This window comes from Saccharopolyspora sp. NPDC000995 (assembly GCF_053599315.1).
Map to the genome: position 1 here is coordinate 1 of NZ_JBSFLZ010000118.1, position 22,229 is coordinate 22,229.

At 68.3% G+C, this 22,229-nt stretch carries 18 protein-coding genes and 2 pseudogenes; 11 read left to right on the forward strand and 9 right to left on the reverse strand.

All coding sequences use genetic code 11. The features are described from left to right. Positions 1-469 precede the first annotated feature (469 nt). Positions 470-1,405 carry a LysR family transcriptional regulator gene (locus ACWDKQ_RS28595; RefSeq protein ID WP_450141875.1) on the reverse strand — a complete coding sequence of 312 codons (936 nt, stop codon included), beginning with the start codon at positions 1,403-1,405 and terminating at the stop codon, positions 470-472. Positions 1,406-1,516: 111 nt separating this feature from the next. On the opposite strand from ACWDKQ_RS28595, the gene kdgD reads away from it, so the two are divergent. From kdgD to ACWDKQ_RS28635, 8 genes are all read left to right on the forward strand, one after another. Further along, positions 1,517-2,443 carry a 5-dehydro-4-deoxyglucarate dehydratase gene (gene kdgD / locus ACWDKQ_RS28600; RefSeq protein WP_450141876.1) on the forward strand — a complete coding sequence of 309 codons (927 nt, stop codon included), beginning with the start codon at positions 1,517-1,519 and terminating at the stop codon, positions 2,441-2,443. Positions 2,444-2,477: 34 nt separating this feature from the next. Next, positions 2,478-4,091, forward strand: a complete 1,614-nt coding sequence (locus ACWDKQ_RS28605) for an aldehyde dehydrogenase (NADP(+)) (RefSeq protein ID WP_450141877.1) — start codon at positions 2,478-2,480, stop codon at positions 4,089-4,091. A 204-nt stretch (positions 4,092-4,295) separates the two neighbouring features. Then, positions 4,296-5,156, forward strand: a complete 861-nt coding sequence (locus ACWDKQ_RS28610) for an ABC transporter permease (protein ID WP_450141878.1) — start codon at positions 4,296-4,298, stop codon at positions 5,154-5,156. 14 nt (positions 5,157-5,170) lie between these two features. After that, the gene (locus ACWDKQ_RS28615) at positions 5,171-6,196 is read left to right on the forward strand and encodes an ABC transporter substrate-binding protein (protein WP_450141879.1); all 1,026 of its coding nucleotides are present in this window, start codon (positions 5,171-5,173) and stop codon (positions 6,194-6,196) included. A 19-nt stretch (positions 6,197-6,215) separates the two neighbouring features. Continuing rightward, entirely contained in the window at positions 6,216-6,995 is a 780-nt protein-coding gene (locus tag ACWDKQ_RS28620; RefSeq protein WP_450141880.1) for an ABC transporter ATP-binding protein, read from the forward strand. A gap of 25 nt (positions 6,996-7,020) precedes the next feature. Then, positions 7,021-8,676 carry a M24 family metallopeptidase gene (locus ACWDKQ_RS28625; RefSeq protein ID WP_450141881.1) on the forward strand — a complete coding sequence of 552 codons (1,656 nt, stop codon included), beginning with the start codon at positions 7,021-7,023 and terminating at the stop codon, positions 8,674-8,676. Then, positions 8,673-9,146 carry a RidA family protein gene (locus ACWDKQ_RS28630; RefSeq protein ID WP_450141882.1) on the forward strand — a complete coding sequence of 158 codons (474 nt, stop codon included), beginning with the start codon at positions 8,673-8,675 and terminating at the stop codon, positions 9,144-9,146. Before ACWDKQ_RS28625 ends, ACWDKQ_RS28630 begins: the two co-directional genes overlap by 4 nt. Before the next feature lie 137 nt (positions 9,147-9,283). Beyond that, positions 9,284-9,892, forward strand: coding sequence for a pyridoxal-phosphate dependent enzyme (locus tag ACWDKQ_RS28635; protein WP_450141890.1), 609 nt, complete (start codon positions 9,284-9,286; stop codon positions 9,890-9,892). A 205-nt stretch (positions 9,893-10,097) separates the two neighbouring features. Here the strand turns inward: ACWDKQ_RS28635 and ACWDKQ_RS28640 are convergent, their stop codons facing one another. The 6 genes and pseudogenes from ACWDKQ_RS28640 to ACWDKQ_RS28665 all read right to left on the reverse strand — a co-directional run bounded on the left by ACWDKQ_RS28640 (position 10,098) and on the right by ACWDKQ_RS28665 (position 14,192). Then, positions 10,098-10,871 carry an IclR family transcriptional regulator gene (locus tag ACWDKQ_RS28640; protein ID WP_450141891.1) on the reverse strand — a complete coding sequence of 258 codons (774 nt, stop codon included), beginning with the start codon at positions 10,869-10,871 and terminating at the stop codon, positions 10,098-10,100. A gap of 35 nt (positions 10,872-10,906) precedes the next feature. Continuing rightward, positions 10,907-11,404 (reverse strand): MFS transporter, encoded by a 498-nt coding sequence (locus tag ACWDKQ_RS28645; protein WP_450141892.1) that lies wholly within the window; start codon positions 11,402-11,404, stop codon positions 10,907-10,909. 70 nt (positions 11,405-11,474) lie between these two features. Next, positions 11,475-12,503: pseudogene (locus ACWDKQ_RS28650) on the reverse strand (hydantoinase B/oxoprolinase family protein); the annotation flags it as partial. Next, positions 12,500-12,847: a hypothetical protein gene (locus ACWDKQ_RS28655; protein ID WP_450141883.1), complete on the reverse strand. Its 348-nt coding sequence runs from the start codon at positions 12,845-12,847 to the stop codon at positions 12,500-12,502. The gene ACWDKQ_RS28655 and the pseudogene ACWDKQ_RS28650, both read right to left, overlap by 4 nt. Positions 12,848-12,864: 17 nt before the next feature. Continuing rightward, positions 12,865-13,884, reverse strand: coding sequence for a hydantoinase/oxoprolinase family protein (locus ACWDKQ_RS28660; protein WP_450141884.1), 1,020 nt, complete (start codon positions 13,882-13,884; stop codon positions 12,865-12,867). Continuing rightward, positions 13,881-14,192, reverse strand: a complete 312-nt coding sequence (locus tag ACWDKQ_RS28665; RefSeq protein ID WP_450141885.1) for a hydantoinase/oxoprolinase N-terminal domain-containing protein — start codon at positions 14,190-14,192, stop codon at positions 13,881-13,883. Before ACWDKQ_RS28665 ends, ACWDKQ_RS28660 begins: the two co-directional genes overlap by 4 nt. 635 nt (positions 14,193-14,827) lie before the next feature. Here ACWDKQ_RS28665 and ACWDKQ_RS28670 point away from each other — a divergent pair. The 3 genes and pseudogenes from ACWDKQ_RS28670 to ACWDKQ_RS28680 form a co-directional block, all read left to right on the forward strand. Then, positions 14,828-15,715: a LysR substrate-binding domain-containing protein gene (locus tag ACWDKQ_RS28670; protein ID WP_450141886.1), complete on the forward strand. Its 888-nt coding sequence runs from the start codon at positions 14,828-14,830 to the stop codon at positions 15,713-15,715. A gap of 398 nt (positions 15,716-16,113) precedes the next feature. Then, positions 16,114-17,295, forward strand: coding sequence for a pyridoxal-phosphate-dependent aminotransferase family protein (locus ACWDKQ_RS28675; RefSeq protein ID WP_450141887.1), 1,182 nt, complete (start codon positions 16,114-16,116; stop codon positions 17,293-17,295). A 1,320-nt stretch (positions 17,296-18,615) separates the two neighbouring features. After that, positions 18,616-18,948 (forward strand): annotated as a pseudogene (locus ACWDKQ_RS28680) (LamB/YcsF family protein); the annotation flags it as partial. 148 nt (positions 18,949-19,096) lie between these two features. Here the strand turns inward: ACWDKQ_RS28680 and ACWDKQ_RS28685 are convergent. After that, positions 19,097-19,540 carry a helix-turn-helix domain-containing protein gene (locus ACWDKQ_RS28685; RefSeq protein WP_450141888.1) on the reverse strand — a complete coding sequence of 148 codons (444 nt, stop codon included), beginning with the start codon at positions 19,538-19,540 and terminating at the stop codon, positions 19,097-19,099. A 225-nt stretch (positions 19,541-19,765) separates the two neighbouring features. Next, complete coding sequence (locus ACWDKQ_RS28690; protein WP_450141889.1) at positions 19,766-22,024, reverse strand: LuxR C-terminal-related transcriptional regulator; 2,259 nt, start codon at positions 22,022-22,024, stop codon at positions 19,766-19,768. Positions 22,025-22,229: the final 205 nt, after the last annotated feature.

Genomic DNA, 22,229 nt, shown 5'->3' on the forward strand with positions numbered 1-22,229 from the left:
ATGAAGTGGACACGGCTATCAGGATCTCCGATCCCGCCCTCGCTCTGGTACCCGGTACTCACACCAGGTGTCTCATCTCATCCTGACAAAGAGGGTGGCGCTCCGCAGGTGGTCAATGGAAGCCTGTCCGCACCAGAGGGACCAGGGCACGGAGTGGAACTCCGCGAAGACATCGACAGCGTCGGAGTTGAACGGCAACTCACAAAGCGTTGACCGATGGGCTGGTGTGCCAGGGACGCGCCGAGCGTGGCGACCACGAGCGGCGACAGCACACCGTTCGGGAAACGTGTAAAAACGTTCATCGAGTCAGCGACTTGCGCCGCTGGCGTTGACCCGAGCTGGAGCAGCGAGAGCTGTACTGGCTCGGGTCTTCCCGTGGCGGTACCCGCAGCGGCGCAAGCGGTCGTCTTACGTGGGTTTCCATCGGGCTCGGTTAGCCTAGCTGCCCCGTGGGCGCGCGAGCAGCACGTTAGGGCTCTGCGGGGCGGTCGCCGTGGTATGGGCGTTCCCGTCGCTCGTCCGATGTCGCGGCGATTACGATGTCGCGCACGGCGTGCAGCGCGGGGTTCTCGTCGTTCGCGCGCCAGGCGGCGACCAGTTCGACCGGTTCTCCGGCGATGCCCTCCACCGGTCGCAGGACGACGCCGTCGAGGCCGAGTGCGTTCGCCGCCTGCGGGACCAGGGCGAGCCCCAGCCCGGCTCGTACCAGCGCCAGGATCGTGTGCACCTGGCTGAGGTGGTGGACGTAGCGCGGCGCGATCCCGGCACCGCGGAAGACGCCGACGAGCACCTCGTGGAAGTACCGGGCTTCGGTGGGCGAATACATGACGAACGGCTGGCCGTCGAGATCGTGCAGGTGCAGGCCCCGGGCGGGATCCGCGAGCCGGTGGCCCGCCGGGACAGCTGCCAGCAAGGCCTCCCGATGCAGCAGGTGCCCGGACAGGCCTACGGGCACCGGCGGGCGGACGAGGGCGAGGTTCAGCTCCCCGGAGCGAAGCTCCTCCAGTTGCTTGCTGGAGACCCGCTCGCGGAGCACCAGGTCGACGCCGGGGAGGTGTGAACGCACGGCCTCCACCACGGCGTCCAGCACGGAGTGGGCAGCCGAGGCGGTGAATCCGAGCGCCACCGTCCCGACCTCGCCGGTCGGCACCCGGCGGACCGCGAGTGCTGCCTGCGTGGACAGGCCGAGGATTCGCCGCGCGTCGGCCAGGAACGCGCGTCCGGCCGCCGTGAGCCGCACCGTCCGCCCGGCCCGGTCGAACAGCTCGACACCTAGCTCGCGCTCCAGGAGCTGGATCCGCCGGGTCAGCGGCGGCTGGGTCATGGAGAGCCGCTCGGCGGCCCGTCCGAAGTGGAGCGTCTCGGCGACCGCGACGAAGCTCTCCAGTTGACTGAAGGTAAACACCGATTCAGTCTAAGCATCAGTTAATACGAAAGAAGTGTTGGACAGGCATCCTTGCTGCTTCTTAGGCTCGTCGCCGGTTGCTGTCGCCTACCGCCTAGGAGGAACCCGCCCATGCCCGCCATCGCTCCCACCGAGCTCGCGCAGCGTCTCGGCTCGGGGCTGTTGTCCTTCCCCGTCACTCACTTCACCCGCGATCTCGCGTTCGACGAGACCGCGTACCGGGACAACATCGTCCGCCTCGCCAAGTACGAGGTGGCCGGCCTGTTCGCCGCCGGTGGGACCGGTGAGTTCTTCTCGCTGACGCCCGCGGAGGTGGGCGTGGTCGTCCGCGCCGCCGTCGAGAGTGCGCCGGAGGACACCCCGATCCTGGCCCCGGCGGGGCACGGGACCGCCCAGGCGATCGGCTTCGCCCGGGACGCCGAGGCGGCCGGGGCGGACGGGGTGCTGCTCTTCCCGCCCTACCTGACCGAGGCCTCGACGGACGGTCTCGTCTCGCACGTGCGCGCGGTTTGCGAGGCCACCTCGCTGGGTGTCGTGATCTACAGCCGGGCCAACGCGGTGTACAGCGCGGAGGCCGTCGCCCAGCTAGCCGAGACCTGCCCGAACCTGATCGGCTTCAAGGACGGGGTCGGTGATCTCGAGACGATCACCCGGATTCACTCCCGGCTCGGCGATCGCCTCGTCTACATCGGCGGGCTGCCGACGGCGGAGACCTACGCGCTGCCCTACCTCGAACTCGGTGTGACGACCTACAGCTCGGCGATCTTCAACTTCCTGCCCGAGTTCGCACTGACCTTCTACACCGCCGTCCGGGCAGGAGACCGGGCGACCGTGCAGCGGCTGCTCGACGAGGTCGTGCTGCCCTACACCGCCATCCGCGACCGGAAGCCGGGCTACGCGGTGAGCATCGTCAAGGCGGGCCTGGACCTGACAGGGCACTCGGCCGGTCCGGTGCGGCCGCCGCTGACCGATCTCGACGACCGCGAGCGCGCCCTGCTTTCCGAGGTGATCGCGGTGTCGCGGTCGGTCACCGCCTGATCACGGCTCACGACGACGACGCGGAAGGACGCGCATGTCTGCTCCCCTCATGACCGGCTCGACCGGCGCAATGATCATCGGTGGCGAGCCCGTGACCGGCACCGGCGAGGACGTCCGATCCACCGACCCCCGCACGGGGGCCGCGCTCGACCCCGGGTACCCGGCCGCGTCGGCCGAGCAGGTCGAGCAGGCCTGCGCGCTGGCCGCAGCGGCGTTCGGTGCCTACCGGGAGATCCCCGCCGCCCGGCGAGCCGGTTTCCTCGAGCGCATCGCGGATCTGCTCGACGAGCGCCGGGACGACCTGGTCGAACGGGCCCACGCCGAGACCGCGTTGCCCGTCCCGCGGCTCACCGGCGAGGTCGGCCGCACCAGCGGGCAGTTGCGGTTGTTCGCGACCGAGCTGCGTGCGGGAACGTGGCAGGGCGCCCGGATCGACCCCGCACGGCCCGACCGTTCCCCGCTGGCGCGGGCCGACATCCGGCAGCGCCGGATCCCGTTGGGTCCGGTCGCAGTGTTCGGCGCGAGCAACTTCCCGCTCGCGTTCTCCACGGCCGGCGGCGACACCGCCTCCGCCCTCGCGGCGGGATGCCCGGTCGTCGTCAAGGCCCACTCCGCGCATCTCGGGACTGCGGAGCTCGCGGCGCGGGTGATCGCCGACGCGGCCGCCAGCACCGGGATGCCGAAGGGCGTCTTCGCCCAGTTGGTCGGCAGCGGGACGGAGATCGGTGCGCAGCTCGTGGCCGATCCGCGGATCAAGGCGGTCGGCTTCACCGGTTCCCGCGCCGGCGGGCTCGCGATCGCAGCGACGGCCGCCGCGCGGCCGGTGCCGATCCCGGTGTACGCCGAGATGAGCAGCATCAACCCGGTGCTGCTGCTGCCCGCCGCACTGGCCACTCGGGGTGCCGAGCTGGGAACCGCCTTCGCCGGGTCGCTCACCCTCGGCGCCGGGCAGTTCTGCACCAACCCCGGCCTCCTGCTGGCGGTCGAGGGCCCGGGGCTCGACGCGTTCGCCGACTCCGCCGCGGAGGCCGTGGCGGCCGACACCGGCGCCACCATGCTGACCATCGGGATCGCCGAGAATTACGCCGCCGCCGGTGACGCGGTGGCCGCCCTGCCCGGGGTGGTGGAGCTCGCCCGTGGCTGTGGGGACGGCAACGCTGCGGCCGGTCGTGCCCGGCTGCTGACCGTGGCCGGTGACCGGTTCCTCGCCAACCCGAAGCTGCAGACCGAGGTCTTCGGGGCGACGTCGCTGCTCGTCCGGTGCGCGGACGTCACCGAGTTGACCGCAGCCGTCGCCGCGCTGGAGGGCCAGCTGACCGCGACGGTGCACGCCGACGCCACCGACCACGAACTCGCCCACGGGCTGCTTCCGTTGCTGGAGGAGCGGGCCGGGCGGATCCTGTTCGACGGATGGCCCACCGGGGTCGAGGTCGGCTACGCGATGGTGCACGGCGGCCCGTTCCCCGCCACGACCGATCCACGCAGTACGTCGGTGGGCACCCTCGCGATCGAGCGGTTCCTGCGGCCAGTCGCCTACCAGGACGTCCCGGCCGCGCTGCTCCCCGCCGACCTAGCCGACGGCAACCCGGACCGTCTGTGGCGGCGGACCGACGGCGAGACCGGACGGGAGCCGCTCGCCGTCGGCTGAGACGCGGGCCGACCCGGAACCACTCCCTCTGCGGCCACGGCCGCGCACCTTTCACAACCGCGCATCTTTCACAACGCTGTGAGGAACGCATGACTCCATCCCCGCCATCGAGGGCGCTCCTGGCCGTGCCGGGCGACCCCACCCGTTCCGGCGGCCGCGGGCAAGAGCCCGACGCCGTCTACTACCCCGAAGGGAGCATTCGACGTGGTCACTCCTGACATCAAGGCGAAGGACCGCGGGCGATCCGCCCCGGCTCCGGCCACCCCGGCCGGACCCGGTGAGCAGCGCCCGCGTCGGCGGGGACCGCGTCGCGACTCGGTCGTCGCCGCGGTCAAGGCCATCGTGGGCATCATCGGCCTGTTCGCGCTGTGGGAGCTCGTCGTCGCGCTGTTCGACCCGCCGGAGTACCTGCTGGTCGGGCCGATCTCGGCGTTCGTCGAGCTGGCCGAGCGCCCCGGCTACTTCGCGGAGAACACGTTCATCACGCTGCAGGAGGCGCTCGCCGGGTTCGCGCTCGGCACCGCGCTCGGCGTGCTCTGCGGCGCCGCGCTGCACTACTCGACGACGATCCGAAGCTTTCTCTACCCTGCGCTCATCGCCATCGACACCATCCCGAAGGTCGCGCTGGCCCCGCTGTTCATCGTCTGGTTCGGGTTCGGCTTCGAGTCCAAAGCGTTTGTGGCGATGGCCATCGCCTTCTTCCCACTGGTCATCAACACCTATGACGGGCTCCGCTCGGTGCCGCACGAGCTGCAGGAACTGGCGCGGATCAACAAGGCCTCACCGTGGAAGAAGATGACGAAGATCGAGTTCATCCACGCGATCCCGTCGATCCTCTCCGGGGCCAAGATCTCGATCTCGCTGGCCGTTGGCGGTGCGGTGGTCGGTGAGTTCATCGCCGGTTCGAAGGGCCTCGGCTACGTGATCATGCTCGCGAACAGCCAGGTCGACCTGGCGTCGATGTTCGCGGCATTCATCGTGCTCGCCGCGATCGCGCTGGCGCTGTTCTACTTTGTCGACGTCGTGGGACGCAAGCTCGTGCCGTGGAAGCAGCACACCAAGTGAGGGCGGGGACTCGCATGCGTCACTCGATCCGCACGACCGCCGTCGCGCTTGGGGCCGTCATCCTGCTGACCCTCGCCGGCTGCGGCAGCGGCACTGGCCGGGACCAGATGTCGCTGATGCTCGACGTCAGCTGGCTGCCCAAGCACGCGCCGTTCATCTCGGCTGTCGAGCGTGGCTTCTTCAAGGCGGAGGGCATCGACCTCAGCGTCATGCCAGGCTCGGGCTCCGGCAACACCGTCACCGCGGTGGACACCGGCAAGGTCGACGTCGGCTGGGCCGACTTCGGCGTCACCGTCATGAGCCGGGCACGCGGCGCCGACATCAAGCAGGTCAATCTGGTGCAGGCCCGCTCCGCCTACGCCGTCGTCGCGCTGGCCGGTACCGGCATCGACGGCTGGGCGGACCTGCGCGGCAAGACGGTCGCGACCGAGGCGGCCGGCGCGATGCCTGCGATGTGGCCGTACGCGCTGAGCAAGTTAGGGCTGTCCAAGAGTGACGTGAACATCGTGCACGCCACCGGTGCCGCCAAGATCCCGGGGCTGCTGGCCGGACAATGGGACGCGAACCTCGCGCTCTACGTGTCCGACCAGCCGGCGATCGACGCACTCGGTCGCAAGGCCGTCGTCCTTAAGTGGTCGGACCTGGGGATCGATCTCTACGGAAACGGGATCATCGTCTCCGGCGAGAAGCTGCGGACGAACCCCGGCCAGGTGGAGCGGTTCAACCGGGCGATGCAGAAGGGGATCCTCTGGGCCTGCGGGCACCCGCAGGAGGCGGCGCACGACTTCCAGAAGGAAGTCAGCGGCTACGAGGACAGGACCGTTGTCCTAGCGATCAACGAGCAATGCGCCCTGAACTGGGGCACCGGCGCGTCGGCGGACGAGTACGGCGTGATGGACGACGCGGGCGTCCAAAAAATGATCGACGTCGCGCACCAGTTCCTCGGGCTGAAACCGGAGGTTCGCCTCGCACCCGCAGACGTGTACAGCAACGCCTACCTCGCACCGCTGCACCGCGGCGATGCCATCCAGGCGCCGTGACGGCCGGACGGAGAGTCAGATGAACCACGAGCACGCCATCTCGGTGAACAACGTCGGGAAGACCTATCGCTCCCGGGACGGGGAGGACAACACCGTCCTGCAGGGCCTGGACTTCCACGTGAAGCCTGGACAGTTCGTCTCGATCGTGGGGCAGTCCGGCAGCGGCAAGACGACGCTGCTGAAGACGATCTCCGGTCTCCAGGACCCGACCGAGGGCGAAATCCTGGTCAAGGGCCGGCCGATCAAGGAGGGGCTCGAGGACATCGCGATGGTGTTCCAGAGCCCGGTGCTGCTGCCCTGGCGCAACAACCTGGACAACGTACTGCTGCCGCTGGAGTTCCGCGGTACCCGCACGGGCGAGGCCGAGCGCTACGCCCGGGAGCTGCTCGAGATGGTCGGGCTGGGGGACCGGACGACCCGCTACTCCTACGAGCTCAGCGGCGGCATGCAGCAGCGGGTCGCGATCTGCCGGGCGCTGGTGTCGCACCCCGAGCTGCTCCTGATGGACGAGCCGTTCGGCGCGCTCGACGCCATGACCCGGGACTCGATGAACTTCGAGATCCAGCGGATCTGGCGCACCACCGGCTGCAGCGTCCTTTTCGTCACGCACAGCATCCCGGAGGCGGTGTGGCTAGCCGACCGCGTCGTCGTGCTCGGGGACCGGCCGGGTCGCATCGTCGCCGACATCGAGATCGACCTGCCACGCCCCCGCGACAAGGACCACCGCTTCTCCCCGGCTTTCTCCGAGTACGCGACCGAGATCGAGTCGCACATCGGCGTCATCGCCGGCATCAGCTGACCACACCGACACCGGGAGGAACCTCATGTTGCACCTCACCGCCGACGCCGTACAAGTCGAGCAGCGCTATGGGCTCGACGCTCGCCGAAGCCTGCTGTTCTCCGCGATCCGCCTCGACTCCCACCCGCTGGTCGCGCCATTGATCGCGCAGCGGGGCGACGAATGCTTCCTGCTGCTCCGTCAGCAGGAGCAGGGCAACGCGCTCTCGGCCGGCGTCCCAGCGGACCAGATCCGGTTCTACGCGCCGTGGGTCACGATCGACCCGCGGATCATTGCGGACTCCCCGGCCGCGGAATCGTTGACCAGCCTGGTTGCGGACCTGGCAGCGGACGGCCGGGTGCACCTGGCCGCGGACGTCGTCCTCGCACACCACCGTGTCTTCTCCGACGCCGGGACGCTGGAAGTGACCGCCGACGACCAGGACCCGGTTCCGGTGGTCGCATACGAGATCGACACCGCGGCGGTGCTGGCCCGGTTCGCCGACTGGCGGGCCGAGGGCGTGCAGGTCGCACGCCGACTGATCGAGGGGGTCGAGCACCTCGGCGGGCTGGTGGACGAGCTCTCCGCTGCCGAGGACACCCGGTTCCCGGCGCTGACCGCGCTGGCCCACGAGCGTGCGCTGGACGCGGTTCTCCTCGCCGCCACCCCCAACTACACCGAGGTGACCGGACACGCCCAGCCGCCGGGCACCGTCGCGGTGTGGCTGCCCGCGGCCGAGCGGCTGGTCGTGCTCGCGCCCAGAGGCACCCCGGACCTTCCCGGGGCGCCGATCGGCGAGTATCCCTCGGTCGGCGCCGCCGTCGCGGAGTTGAGCCCCGGCACGCGGACCGGTGTCGAGGAGGAGTTCGTCGGCATCGGCCTCGCTCGCGAGCTGGAGCGCGCGGGGGCCGAGCTGGTCGGGATCTCGACCGATCTCGGCCACTGGCGCGACGTCCGGGACCACGAGGACCTCGCCTTCCAGGTCATCGCCGCGCGAGCCAGCGTGTTCGCCATCGAGGCCGCGCTCGCCTGGGCCGAGCACGGCATCGACGACGGCCGCGAGTTCACCGAGCTCGACATCCACGCCGTTTACCTCGACAAGATCACCGAGTTCCGCACGACCCACGACATCCCGTTCGCGATCGAGCCGTACTTCACGAACCTGCACTCGTCGAACCGGATGCTCTTCCCCGGACCCCCGGTGGACTTCCCGATCAACCAGGACACGACCTGCATCCAGCTCGACGCCGGCGTGCGTGTCGTCGCCGACGGCGTCACCGTCGCCACCTCCGACATGGCCCGGTCGCTGCCCCGCACCGAGGGTGGGAAGGAGGCCTACGCGTTCTTCTTCGACGTCGTCCGGGAGGGCATCATCGGCCAGCTGCGGCCGGGCGTGGTGTGCGAGGACGTGCACGATGGAACCCTGCGCTACCTGGCACCGCACCTGGACCGGATGCGCGAGATCGGGATGCTCGGCACCGAGATCGACTTCGACACCGAGTACCGGAAGCGCAACGTCGGCCACCTCATGGGCAAGCAGGAGTCGTTCGCGAACGAGTTGCGGCCCGGCTACAAGCACGTCCTGCAGGTCGGGTCGTATGGCGCCGCCGAGATCCCCTGGCGGTACGACAACGTTGCGATCGGCACCGAGGACCTCTGGTACGTCGGCCGGAACCGGACGTACGTGGTGAGCAAGCGATGAGCGCCGCCGGGACCGAAGTCCGCCGCCGGCTCGCCGAGCTGTCCCTGGAGCTCCCCGTGCTCGGCCCGCCGAAGTACGCCTACGAACCCGTCGTCCGGGCCGGCGAGTTGCTGTACGTCTCCGGGCAGATCTCCCGCACGGGCGCGGGCGAGATCCTCGGGGGCCGGTTGGGCGACGGCGCCGGGGTGGCCGAAGGCATGGCCGCGGCCCGCGTCAGCGCCCTGAACCTGCTCGCCCGCATCGACGACGCGGTCGGCCTGGAGAACGTGGTGCGGGTGCTCAAGCTCAACGCCTGGGTGGCGAGCACGGCCGATGCCATCGACCAGCCCGAGGTGGTCGACGGAGCATCGCAACTGCTGATCGACGTTCTCGGCGACGCCGGCCGGCACGCCCGGACTGCGCTTCCGGCGCCCGGCCTGCCGCAGGGCGCGTTGGTCGAGCTCGACGCCACGGTCGCCGTACGCGCCTAACGAGGTCCGGGCGAGATCCGACTGCCTGGCTGCTGTGCGATGCACGGCATCGCGCAGCAGCCAGGCGCGGCCCGGCGATCGGCCTGTGAGCTCCCCGCAGGCCGATTCCCATCGGTAGAAAGGTGGTGACCGCGTGACTGTTTCGTCTTCGCGCGTCGCGCGCCGATCAGCTCCGCCGGAGTGGGCGGCGTCCCTACGTGGTGGGGATGGGTGCGGAACGCGCGCTCACGCTCGCCGCGTTCGCCTACGTCGAGGCGTTGTGCGAGATCGTCTGCGCTTTCGAGGACCGCGGCGAGCCGCTGCCCACGCACATCTACACGACGTCGCAGGGGAGCACCCAGGCCGGCCTGCAGCTGGGGGCCGTCCTGCTCGGTCTGGACATCTCGGTGGTCGGCATCAACCCGATGGACGAGACGAACGACGCCTACATTCCGGAGCGCGGGATCGCCGATCTCGTGTCGGCGGCTGCCGGCACGCTGGGGTACTCGGACGTCACGCCCGGGCCGGTCGTGAACGACACCTCCTACGTCCGCCCGGCGTACGGGATCCCGTCCGATGCGTCGCGGGAGGCGATCGAGCTGCTCGCCCGGAGGGAAGGGCTTCTCGTGGACCCGATCTACTCCGGCAAGGGGTTCGCCGGCCAATTCGACCATGTGCGGACGGGCCTGAGGGGCCCGGACGACCGCGTTGTCTTCGTGCACACCGGTGGGCTGCCTGCCCTTTTCGCGGAGTTCGGCGACGGCTGAGGCTCGACTGTCAGCGCGCTGACAGTCACGCGGCCAGGAGCCGGCCGAACGATGTCCTGGACCAGCCATAGGTCTGGTTCATCGATGTCGATACATTTCCATCCGACCAGGAACGGCAGGTGGGTCTTCGGCGACCGCCACAGCGACGCCTACCTCGGCCGGATTGCCGCGGGGGTCTCGGGCGTGCTGACCGCGGTGATGCCGGTCATCGTTGGTCCTTTCGGGAGATTGGTCGCCCGTCGAGATCGCGCGCGATGCGCGCGGCCGCCTCCTGTACAGCGGAGGGCAGGGAGGTCCACATGCCCTCGTTGTCGTCGAACAGCAGGAACGCGGCGGAAATCCCGATGGGCTCGGGCGTGGTGGTGCTGGGCACGAGCGCACCTACCGAGGCGACCCCGGTGGTGAACTCGCCGCGATTGACTGCGGTTCCGACGGCGCGGCTCTCCGCGATCTTGGCGAGCAGCCGCTCCTGGTCGGCAGGGGCCACGCGGCCGTCGATACGCCTGTGGAGTTCGGCGTCGTCAAGCTCGGCAAGCAGGGCCCGGCCAACCGCCGTCGTGGTGGCGGGAACCCGGCCGCCGACCTCCTGCACGATCCGGATGGGCCCGGGACTGTCGATCAAGGCAAGGTAGACGATCTCCAGGTCGTCGAGGCGCCCAAGGTAGCAGGTGACCTCATGTTCCTTGCTGAGTTCCTCCAGCACCGGCGTGGCCAGGGCGACGACCCGGTCGGCGCCGCCGTAGCCGCGACCGATTTCCCAGGCCCGGAGTCCAACGCTGTAACTCCGGGTCCGAGGATCTTGGACGAGGAAGCCGTGCGCGACCGCGCTGCGCACGATCCGGTGCACCACGCTCTTGTCAAGTCCGGTGCGCCGGTGGATGTCGCTGATGCCCAGCTCGGGGGCGTCGACGAACGCCAGGAGCACTGCGAAGACCCGGTCCGTCAACGACTCCGGGGACTTCTCGTCCTTGGCGCTCATGACACTGCTCCTCCTGTCGGGTGTTTCGATCAGGATTATGCCTCGGCGTGGGATGAGGCCCTTTCCCCGATCTGTTCGACGTCGTCGTCCGGGACGAACCGGACCAACAGCGAGCAGATGATGCTGATCGCACAGGCGATCGCGAGGTAGGTCGCGACGGCGTACGGGGTGCCGAATCCCGCGTATAGCGCGACACAGATCGTGGGGGCGAATGCGCCACCGAGGATGCCGGCGAGCTGGAAGCTGAACGCGGTGCCGCTGTAGCGCACCCGGGCGGGGAACAGGCGCGAGAGGAAGGCCGCGAATGGCGCCCATCCCGCCATGATCCCAACCGCGTACGCCAGCACCAGTGCGATCCAGGTGACCACCGTGTTGCGGACGCCCAGCATCGCGAAGAACGGGAAGGCGAACACCCCGATGAAGGCCAGGCCGAGCACATAGGTCCGACGCACCCCGAAGCGGTCGGCCAACCAACCGAACAGCGGGGCGGTGAAGATCCCGAGACCGGAGCCGATGAACAGGCCGATCTGCACCGCGCTCGACGGTCGCGAGCAGCAGGCCGACGGCGTTCCCGGCCTGCGGGAAGCTGCCCAGCAGCCCGGTCTTCTTCCCGCCCTTGGCCTGCTCGATGGCGAGCAGGATCGCGCCGCTCCACTCGCCGCCGATCGCCAGGCCCTGGGCCATCCGCATGATTACCAGAAGTACGGCTGCCCAGTACCCGATCTGGTTGTAGGTCGGCAGTAGACCGATGATGGTGGAACTGCCGCCCATCACCACCACCGTGATCATGAGCATCTTCCGGCGCCCGACCCGGTCCCCGAAGTGCCCGGCGATGGCCCCGCCGATCAATGCGCCCATGACGGCGTCGAAAACCTTGAAGCAGGCGCTCATGCGCGCGCTGACCGGCGCGGGTTCGACCGGGTTGAGCAGGCTGCCGGATGGCACGTCGAGGGTCAGGAGCCGCCGGCTTCCCGCGTTGACGGGGACTTCCTGCCCCCCGATCACGAGGGTCACCGCAGTGGTCACGGCCGAGACGGTGCTGCCGAGCGGGGAGTTGACCGGGCTCGCCGCCTGAGGGTCGGTACCGGCAAGATCGACATGAATTCGCTCGCCCTCGATAACCACCCGTACGCGGATGGTGAGTGGCGCGCCGCCGTCGAGCGGATCGAGCTGCTCGGCGGCTGTGTACTCGCCGTCCGGCACCGCGGCGACCGCGTGTCGCATCATCCGCTCGCCGTAGTCCAACCGGGCTCGCATCGCGGCGGCCAAGACGTCCACGCCATACCGGTCCGCCAGCTCACGCAGCCGCCGGGCGCCGGTCCGCACGGCCGCGACCTGCGCGCGCAGATCGCCGAGGGTCTGGTCGGGCACCCGGATGTTCGCCTCGAGCACCGCCGCCAGCACCCCGCCCGGCCCGAAGTCGCGGTCCAGATCGATTCGCATCGGGGGCAGGCGGAGGCCCTCGTGCCGGAGCGTGGTAGCCAGCGGGTTGAGTCCGGGCTCCGCCGCGCCGATGTCGATGTGGTGGGCCATCGCGCCCGCGTATCCAATTAGCACCTCACCGGTGAGCACCGGGACGATCAGCGCGATGTCGTCGAGGTGCTGGCCGCCGCCGTACGGGTCGTTGGTCACGAAGGCGTCGCCGGGGCCTGCGTCGGCGAGCAGTCCACGCCGCTCCAGTTCGACCCTTTCCTCAGCACTCCAAGGTCGGGCAACTCGACGTCGGCCTCGAGCTCCAGGTCGAACGCCTGACCGACGTATCGCAGCGACAGCGTGCGGGTGAACTGCAGCCGTGCGACGTCCACCCCGGCTCGGGCGAACTCGAGCTCGGTGCGGTCCTGCAGATCCTGGGTGGTCCTGGCAAGACCGTCTCGGTCGACGGTGTCGAGCGGAGCTAGGACCGGAGCTGACCAGTCCCGGGACAGGTCGGCGATGAGCAGCCCGTATGCCGAGAACAGGCCCGGAACCACCGGCACCACGACTCCCTTGAGTCCTAGCTCTTCGGCCAGTGGGCCGGCGTGCTGCGCGCGCCCGCGCCGCCGTACGTGAGCAGCCAGAAGTCGTCGGGGTCCACCCCGCGCTCGGTGGAGGTCAGGCGGAGGGCGGCGGCGATGTCCGTCCCGGCCACCCGCAGGATCGCGGCGGCCCCGCCCGCGGCGTCCGTGCCCAGCCTCGCGCCGGCCTCCGTGCACGCGCGCTCGGCGGCGTCGATGTCGAGCCGCATGCCGCCGCCGAGGAACCGCTCCGGCCGGATTAGTCCCACCACCACGTTCGCGTCGGTGATGGTAGCCTGCGTGCCGCCACGTCCGTAGCAGGCCGGCCCGGGCTCAGAACCCGCGCTGCGCGGCCCGACGTGCAACATCCCGCCGTGGTCGACTGCGGCGATGCTTCCGCCGCCCGAGCCCACCGTGACGATGTCCAGCATGGGCACTCGGATGGGCAGGTGGTCGATCGCCGAGTCGTGCCGGATTTCGGCGCGGCCGCCTTGGATCAGGCAGATGTCCGAGCTGGTCCCACCCATGTCGAAGGTGAGTAGATCGGGCAGACCCAGCTCCCGGCCTACCGCCAGCGCGGCGCTGATGCCACCTGCGGGACCGGACAGCAGCATGCGAATCGCATTGCGCCGCACGATGTCCGCGGGCATCGCCCAGCCGTTGGACTGCATAACGTGGAGGTCCCCGGAGAACCCGCCGGTCGCCAGCGTGTGCCCGAGACGACCGAGATAGCCGTCGACCGCCGGCCGGATGTAGGCGTCGAGGACGGTCGTGCTCGCCCGCTCGTACTCCCGCGGCTCCGGTGACACCTGATGGGAGAGGACCACAATCAGGCCGGGATGGCGCTGCGCGGCGAGTTCGGCGACGGCCAACTCGTGCGCGGGGTTGCGGTAGGAGTGCAGCAGGCAGACCGCCACCGTGTCGATCCCGGTCGCAGCCAGCGCGTCCAGAGCGGCTTCGGCGGATGCCCGGTCGATCTCCTGGATCACCCTGCCGTCCGCGGCCATCCGCTCGATCACCTCGACGACGTCGCTCTGGGGGACCAGGGCCTGCGGTATTTCAGGACCGTGGTGTCGGTGCGGTCCTGGCGCTGCAGTTCCAGCAGGTCGCAAAAGCCCGCGGTGACGAGAAGTCCGACCCGTTCGCCCCGTCGCTCCAGCACGGCGTTGGTGGCGACCGTCGAGCCATGCACGACGGTCGCGACGGCACCGAGGTCGGCGAACGCCTCTCGGACCGCCGTGGTCGCGCCCTGCTCGGGTGCATGCGTGGTTGACGGCACCTTCACCGTCCGCAGGCCCGTAGGCGACGAGATCGGTGAAGGTGCCACCGATTTCCACGCCGAGGGAGACCTCATCCATAGATGCTCCGTTCAACGCAATGCCGTTCGCATGGCCGGAACGGTAGGTGGGGATGTTCCGGAAGTCCAGCCCTGGCTACCGGCTGCTGGACTCCGCGCATCGCGATTGCGACGCCACCGCGCGAGTAGGCGGGCCAGCGTTGTCGACGCCCTGGTCGAACGATGACCTCATCGCCGGACTTCGCCGTCGATGCAGGGTTTTCGATGCTGTCCGTTCGGGAAGCGCGATCCGGATCCTGCGAGTAAGCGGCTTGGTGAGTCACGCCAGAGCATGGGGACGTTCGGCGCGACGCGGGTGGTGACCAACGGGGGTCGCGACCGGCCGGTTCCGGTCATGCTCGACTATCCGCGCCCCGTCGGGCAGGCTCAGGGAACCGCGCCCAGCGCCCCGACCATGCTCCGTATCGGGTCGACCACCACGGGCGCGGTCGGCAAGGCCCACCACTGATCGAGTTGATGAGGACGCCGTCGCGACGGGCACGAGGAACATCGTTCGACACCTGCGCAAGCGCCTGACTTGCCGGGGCCGTACCGCTCGCCGACGGGCGCGGTACCCCCGCCGGGTGGGTCCGGCAGTTTCTCCCCGGCGGACGACGAAGGAGAACATGTTCTCACTGTTCCAGTTGAACGGCTTCGTCGCCGTGGCCGAGGAACTGCACTTCGGACGCGCCGCCGAACGACTTCGCATGACCCAGCCACCGCTGAGCCGCCAGATCCAACTGCTGGAGAACGAACTCGGCGTCGCGCTCGTCGACCGCAGCCACCGCGCCGTCCGGTTGACCAGGGCAGGCCGAGCTTTCCTCCCGGAGGCGCGGCGCCTGCTCCGCCAGGCCGAGCAGGCCGCGCGGATGGCCCGCTCGGCGTCCACCGGGGAGATCGGCAGCCTGGCACTCGGTTTCACCGCGGCCAGCGCCTACCGCACCCTGGGTGCGGTGCTGGACGTGGTCCGGAAGAACCTGCCCGGGGTCGAGATCATCCTGCGGGAAATGGCGAAGAACGAACAGCTGGAGGTGCTGTCCGACGGCAGCCTCGACCTCGGAATGATGGTCCGCCCTCCCGTCCGGCGGCGCGATCTCGACTCGCGAATCTACTTGCGGGAACACCTGGTCGCCGCTATTCCGGTGGAGCATGCGCTCGCGAAATCCCCGGAACCGATCACCGTCGCCGATTTCGACGGAGAAAGCGTAATCATGTATCGACCAGCGGAATCCAGGTATTTCCACGACCTGCTCACCAGCATTTTTAGAAATGCTGGATGTGCCCCGGTCTTCTCGCACTACCTGAGCCAGATCCACTCCGTGCTGGCGCTGGTCAACGCCGGTTTCGGGCTGTCCCTGGTCCCAGCTGGGGCCACCCAGCTCCGCTATCCGGAGGTCGTCTTTCGATCTGTTGATCTGCCCGAGTCGAGCCAAGTGGAACTCAGCCTCGTCTGGAGGCGTGACAACGACAACCCCGCGCTTGCCGCACTGCTCGATTATCTGAAGCACGGGTGATCGATTCAATCGTTGAATCGGAACTTCCAAACGAAGCATTGGACATTCCGAAACCGACTCGCCTAGCGTTGTGTCCGCATTGATCGGACGTCAGCAGTTCCACCTGGAACGGCCTCTGTGGCGCAAAATGAGGAGTGCCCGGTGCGGGTCATCAGCGATTGTGCGCAAATCGCGCGCGAGTTCGGATTCCATCCGATCAAGCAGTTGCTCACCCCCGGTATCCGAATGCACGCGCCGAAGATGGTTGCGCCCGTGATCGCGGACCGGAACGGCAAGCGCTTCCTGCCGCCCGCGAGCAGGAGACCGGCAATCTCCGCGCCCACGGCGTACCAGCCGAGCGGATCCGCGCCATCAGCTCCTGATCCACTCACACGACCTCGAACGCACAGGAATTCCCCATGACCGCAATGGCATTGCAGATGGAGCCAGGCCCGACCCTGGTCGACGACCGGGTCATCCAAGCACTCGCGGCACCGCCGATGTACCACCAGAGTGCCGAGTTCGCCGAGACGATGGACAAGACCTGCGAACTGCTCAAGCAGATCTACGGCACCGCGGGCGAAGTCGTGGTCCTGCCAGCGAGCGGCCGGGGCGCCGTCGAGTCCGCGCTGGCCAGCGCGGCCCCCGTCGACCGTCCTCTCGTGGTCCCGGTCAACGGCACGTTCGGCCGCATGATGGCCGCCATCGGCGGGTCGCTGGGCATGCGGGTCGTGGAGATCAAGCACGATTCCGGCCAGCCGTTGGAGGTGCGCGACATCGAGGCCGAACTCGACCGGCACGACCGGCCCGTTCTCGGCGTCGTACACAACGAAACGTCCACCGGCATGGTCAACGACCTGGCCGAGTACGCCGACCTGGTGCACCGGCGGGACGGGCTGCTGCTGGTCGACGCGGTGTCCTCACTCGGCGGCACCGCGATCGACTTCGACGACCTCGGCATCGACCTGTGCGCCTCAGCGACCCAGAAGTCGGTCGGCGCGCCCCCCGGGCTGGCCTTCGTCGCGGTCAGCGAGCGCGCCCGCGGCGAGATCGAAGGCCGCAGACAGCCGTCGCTCGGCTACTACCTCGACCTGCTCCGGTGGTGGGACCAGTGGGTTCCCCGAGAGCAGGGCGGGAGGTTGAAGTCCGGATACCGCAGACTGCCGTGGACCATGCCGACCAACCTGGTGGTCGCGCTGCGCCGCGCGCTCGAACTGACCGCGGAGGAAGGCATCGAGGAACGCTGGGAACGGCACCGCCGGACCGGCGCCGGCCTGCGCGCGGCGATGGCCGCACTCGGGATGCATTCGGTCGCGCCGCCAGGTGCGGAGTCGAGCACCGTCGGCGCGTTCCGGCTGCCGGGCAGCATCGACGCCCGGACCCTGCGCCGTCGGCTGGCGCAGCGGCATCGCGTGCACATCGCGGGAGGAATGGACGGCGACGCCGCCACCGTGATCCGGATCGCGCACATGGCGGAGTCGGCCCGACCGGGGCCGCAACTGCACACCATCGCCGCGATCGCCTACGAGCTCAACGCTCTCGGCGTGCGGGCCGCGACCGACCCTACGCGGGACTTCCTCGCGGCGTGGTGCGCCGAATAACCGGACGAACGGCGTCACCAGCATGCGCCGGCCAGTTGCCGACGCCGAGGCGTCATCCTTGCCGATGATGTAGGGGCCGGGCCGGGCCGGGCCGGGCCGGGGCGCGGTGCCGGGATTGCTGCCGGTCCGTTTCCCCGACTCGCCCTCCGCACCGGACGTAGCCGTGGATTGTTGGTGTGAGGCGAACGGCCTGTTCGCGTCGGTAGGCGGCGCGAACGGTCCGTTCACTTCATTCACCTGACGTTGCCGGCGCGGTCGAGGTGGTGTGGCTCGGGAGAGGTTCGCTGATATTGCCATCGCACTCCGCGCTGGTTTCGACAGCGTGACAGCCCACCCGGACAAATGTTCGGCACAGGCGCGAAACACCCCACCTGATCGCACGATCAGCTTGGTCATCGGTACAGCACCTCCAGCAGTTCGCTGTTGACCGCGTCCGGGTCCGCGAGGAACTCGGCCGGCTTGAACTCGAACTCCCGTATCCGGTACCGGAACGTGCTTTCCATTTCGGTGCGGACCGGGTCGAACTCCGTCTGGTCGATCGCGCGGCAGCGCAGGACGTCGCCAGGCTTGCGCCAGCGCCGCGCACCCGTAGATCACGGCGAATGCGCCACCGAAGCCGAGCGTGCGTTCGGGAGTGTTGAACCGCTGGACGTCTTCGAAGCCGTTGATTCGCGCTGCGTATTCCAGGTCGGTGGCATCCGGTCCTGGTGACGGTCCCGGAACCGCAGCGGGGCTCCCGGGTCCACGGACCGTCGTAGAGTACGGGGACGTCGACCACCCGCGCGTGCAGGACGTAGTCCGCCGAGAGGCTGGAGGCGGATCGCTCCAAGCCCTGGAGATGCTCGACCAGTTCGGCGGGGTGGAGACGGTCTGGTCGACCCGGATCATGTACTCGACGGACAGATGTCGACGATTGCCGTCGAGCTGCTGATCGCGCAACGCGGCGGTGATGGCCATGGCCTTGAAGTTCGCCTCCAGGCTCATCGCCTGCGCGATCTCAACTAAGACGAACTCGTCCGCGCTGAAATGGTAGCGCGCAGGCGGCAGCTCCAGCGATGCCGTTGCCACAGCTTCTCTCCAATCAGTCACGCTGACGGCGTGATCGGCTCACGGGGCATGGGGGTCACTGTGAACCCGCACCGCAATGGTCGGCCACTGGCCGACTTGGACAAAAGCAGGGGACAAATGTGGCCGAACCGCTGATTCTGCTGGACGGGGCGCGTGCCAACACTGTGCGCAAAGCGTCGATGCGGCACTGTGGCCACAGGAGTGTCTCTGCTTTCAGGTAGACCCGATGGGCTTTGACGAAACGGAGTGGGCATGAAGAAATTGATCGATCTCAATGCCGATGCGGGGGAGAGCTTCGGCCGCTGGCGGCTCGGCGACGATGCGCGCTTGATGCCGCTGGTGTCGTCGGTCAACGTGGCCTGCGGGTGGCATGCGGGCGACCCGGCGACCATGCGCCGCTCGGCCGGGCTGGCCAAGTCGCACGGAACCGCACTCGGCGCACATCCGGGATTTCCCGACCTGGTCGGGTTCGGTCGGCGAGCGCTCGCGATGACCCCGCAACAAGCCGCTGATGCATGTCTGTACCAGCTCGGCGCCCTGCGAAGCTTCGCCGACTCACTCGGGATCGCCATGACGCACGTCAAACCGCACGGTGCCTTCTACGGGTTGACCATCCGGGAGCCGGAAGTGACCGATGCCATGGCAGTGCCTGGGCCTGGCTGCGCTGGAAGTCGGCCCAGGTGGTGCTCTGGCGTTCCGGCGCGGGCGAGGTGCCGTGCTCGCGAAGGATTTCTCAGACGGTGGAGGCGGCGATCTCGATGCCCAGGGCCGCGAGCTCGCCTTGGATTCTGCGGTATCCCCACGAGACATTTTCCCGCGCCAGGCGAAGGACTATGGCGCGGATCGAGCGGACCGTGGGCGGGCGCCCGCGTCGTTTCGGCACGCAGGTCGCGGCATGGCGCCGCTTGAGCAGGTCACGGTTCCAGCGCAAGATCGTGTCTGGGCGTACCAGCAGAAAGAGTTGCCGCAGCTTATGTATCGGGAGGCGATGGAGCAGACCGGCAAGCACGATGCGGTCGGTGCCGGTGAAGGTAGGCCAGCCGACCTGGCGTTGCAGGACCAGCAGTTGGTGCCGCAGGGCAAGGATCTCGATGTCTTTGTCCCGGTCGCTCATCGCCAGCAGACGAAGGAGCGTGAAAGTGTTGGTCGCAGCGAGGTAGGCTAGGCGCAGCAGCACGACAGATCATGATGCATCCCGGGCCCTGTCCACGTGAAGATCGCGGGGCGAGCGGCGGACACTGGCCATAGACGGCGATCAAGGCCGTGACCTGTGCGGATGATTTATCGGCACCCGCAATGTCGGCTCGTTCGAAGTCACAGAGAACGTCGCCCATCGTGACGACCGCGGCGTTCTCGATCAGGGTGCGCATGGCCGGGTGTTCCTCTCGAAAACGCGGCGGCGTCAGTGGGGTTCCTGTTTGGTGACCCAGGCGGCAATTTGCGTCCGCCTGGTGAAGCCGAGCTTGGTCAGGATGTGGTCGACGTGGGAATCAGCGGTGCGGCGGGAAATCAACATTGTGGCAGCGATTTCTTTGTTTGTCTTGCCCTGCGCGACCAGCGCTGCGACTTCTCGCTCGCGTGGAGTAAGCATCGGCATGGGCGATTCTTCGGTCGCGGAGCTTGTCGGACTCCCGGCTTTGCTCGGATCGCGGGTTATCCATGCGATGGCCTCGTCGAAGTCGAGCGGTGTGGCGAGCTCAAAGGCTTCCTGGAACGTATCTTCGCCGAGTGAGCTGCGCGCTACTGCTTCGTAATGGTCGTGTAGGCGCGCGATGTGTTTGTGGCCGGCGAGTGACGCATCGATGTTCTGCTTGATCTTGTGGGACACGCCGAACAAGGTCGCGGCCCGTGCCGCGTCACCGTCGGCGCTGGCTATGCAGGCCAGTATTTCGATACACAACGCGATCCGGAAGTGCTCGTGGAAGTCCAGCTTCAGGCGCAGACTTTTCAGTTCTGCGGCTGTGGCTTGTTGATAATCGCCCGCAAGCAGTCCGGCTATTCCCTGCGCCCACAGGGCAAGCGACCGCATCCACTGTTCGCCATAGTTCTCCTCGAGGGCCGGGCATTCGCGGAACAGGGCCGCGGCGCGCTCATAATCGCCGAGGAAGGCGAGGGCCAATGCGAGCTCGATCTGGTCGTAGGCGACGGCAGCGTGATCGCCGATCAGCCGATGCCCGGCGAGAGCGTCCTCGAAGAAGGCGGCCGCCCGCGCAGGATCTTCGTTGTACAGGGCGGTGAGCCCCGAGATCTGCGCGACGTAGGCCGCCCCCGATTGGTCGCCCAGCTCCGCGGCCAACGCTCTTGCCTGATCGAGGAGGGCTGTCCCGGATGTCGCGTCGTTGAGCGCTAAATTCAAGTACCCGTTGACGTAAAGCGCTTTAACACGAACGGTATCTCGTTCCGCGGTGAGCGCCAGGAGGCGCTCCAGCCATCGACGTCCCTCGTAGACAAAGCCGCTGCTGAGCCAGAAAAATCGGAGGGAGGATGCGATCACCAGACCTGCTTGCGCTTCGCCGGGCTCGGAAGCGGAGAGTTCCAACGCTTCGCGCAGGTTTGCGTGCTCGGCTCGCAACCGGGCGAAGACCGTCGTGCGTCCGGCGCTGAACCATTCCGCCTCGGCCTGGGCGACGAGGTTCCGGTAGTAGTGAAGGTGTTTGCGACGGACCGTGGTGGTCTCACCGCGTTCGACGAGGCGGTCCCGGCCGTATTCGCGGAGCGTCTCCAGCAGCCGATAACGGGTCTTGTCCGGATGCCGTTCCGTGGTCACGATCGACTTGTCGATCAAGCCCCTGATCTGATCAAGCACCTCGTCGGTCCGGATGCCGTCGCCTGAACCGATTGCTTCGGCCGCCTCCAGGGCGAACCCTGAACCGCACACGGACAGCCGTGCCCACAGCACTTGTTCGGCGGCGGAGCACAGCCGGTAGCTCCAGTCGACCATGTCCTGCAGGGTCTGCTGGCGGGTCGGCGCCGTCCGGGTTCCGCCGGTCAGCAATCGAAAACGACGATCGAGCCGGACCGTGATCGTCTCGGCCGACATGAACCGAAGAGCGACTGCCGCCAGTTCGATCGCCAACGGAATGCCGTCCAGTTGTCGGCACAAACGCATGACGACGTGCGCGTTGTCCGCGGTGACGGTGAAAGCCGGATCCGCGGCTTGAGCTCGCTCCTGGAGTAGTGCGACCGCCGAGTACTGAAGGAGATTCTCCAGTTCCGGAGTTCCAACTCTCTCCGGGGGAACCGAGAACGGAGCCAACTCCATGACGGTCTCGCCGGCAATGCCCAAGGGTTGGCGACTGGTGGTCACGATCCGCATCAGCGGGCACTGCTTGAGCAGCGAATGCGCGAGTTGCGCGCACCCATCGAGAACGTGCTCGCAGTTGTCCAGCAGAAGCAGCAGCGGGCGGTCGCGAAGATGTTCGGGAAGGTGCTCCAACGGCGTCACCCCGGACTGCTGTTGCAGGCCCAATGTGGCGGCTACGGTGTCGGCGACGAGTCGCGGGTCGTTGAGGTCGGCAAGCTCGATGATCCAAACACCGCCCGGGAACGACCGCCTCAGCAATGCGGCTGACCGCAACGCCAACCGGGTCTTGCCCACGCCGCCGACGCCTGTGATGGTCACCAACCGTGACGAGCTCAGGAATTTCTTGACGTCGGCCAACTCCCGCCAACGCCCCACGAAGCTCGTGAGTTCTATCGGAGGCCGTGCAGCGCTCCAGATGGGTACGGGCACCAACATGATCGATTCAGTCCGTTCAATAGTTCATTATATGTAACTGTTCAGGTCTTGGTGGGTCGTTCGTCGTGGCGGCGGGCGGTCTGAGATGATCTTGGGGTGTCAGGTGCCGAGGGTGTGTCGCTGGAGC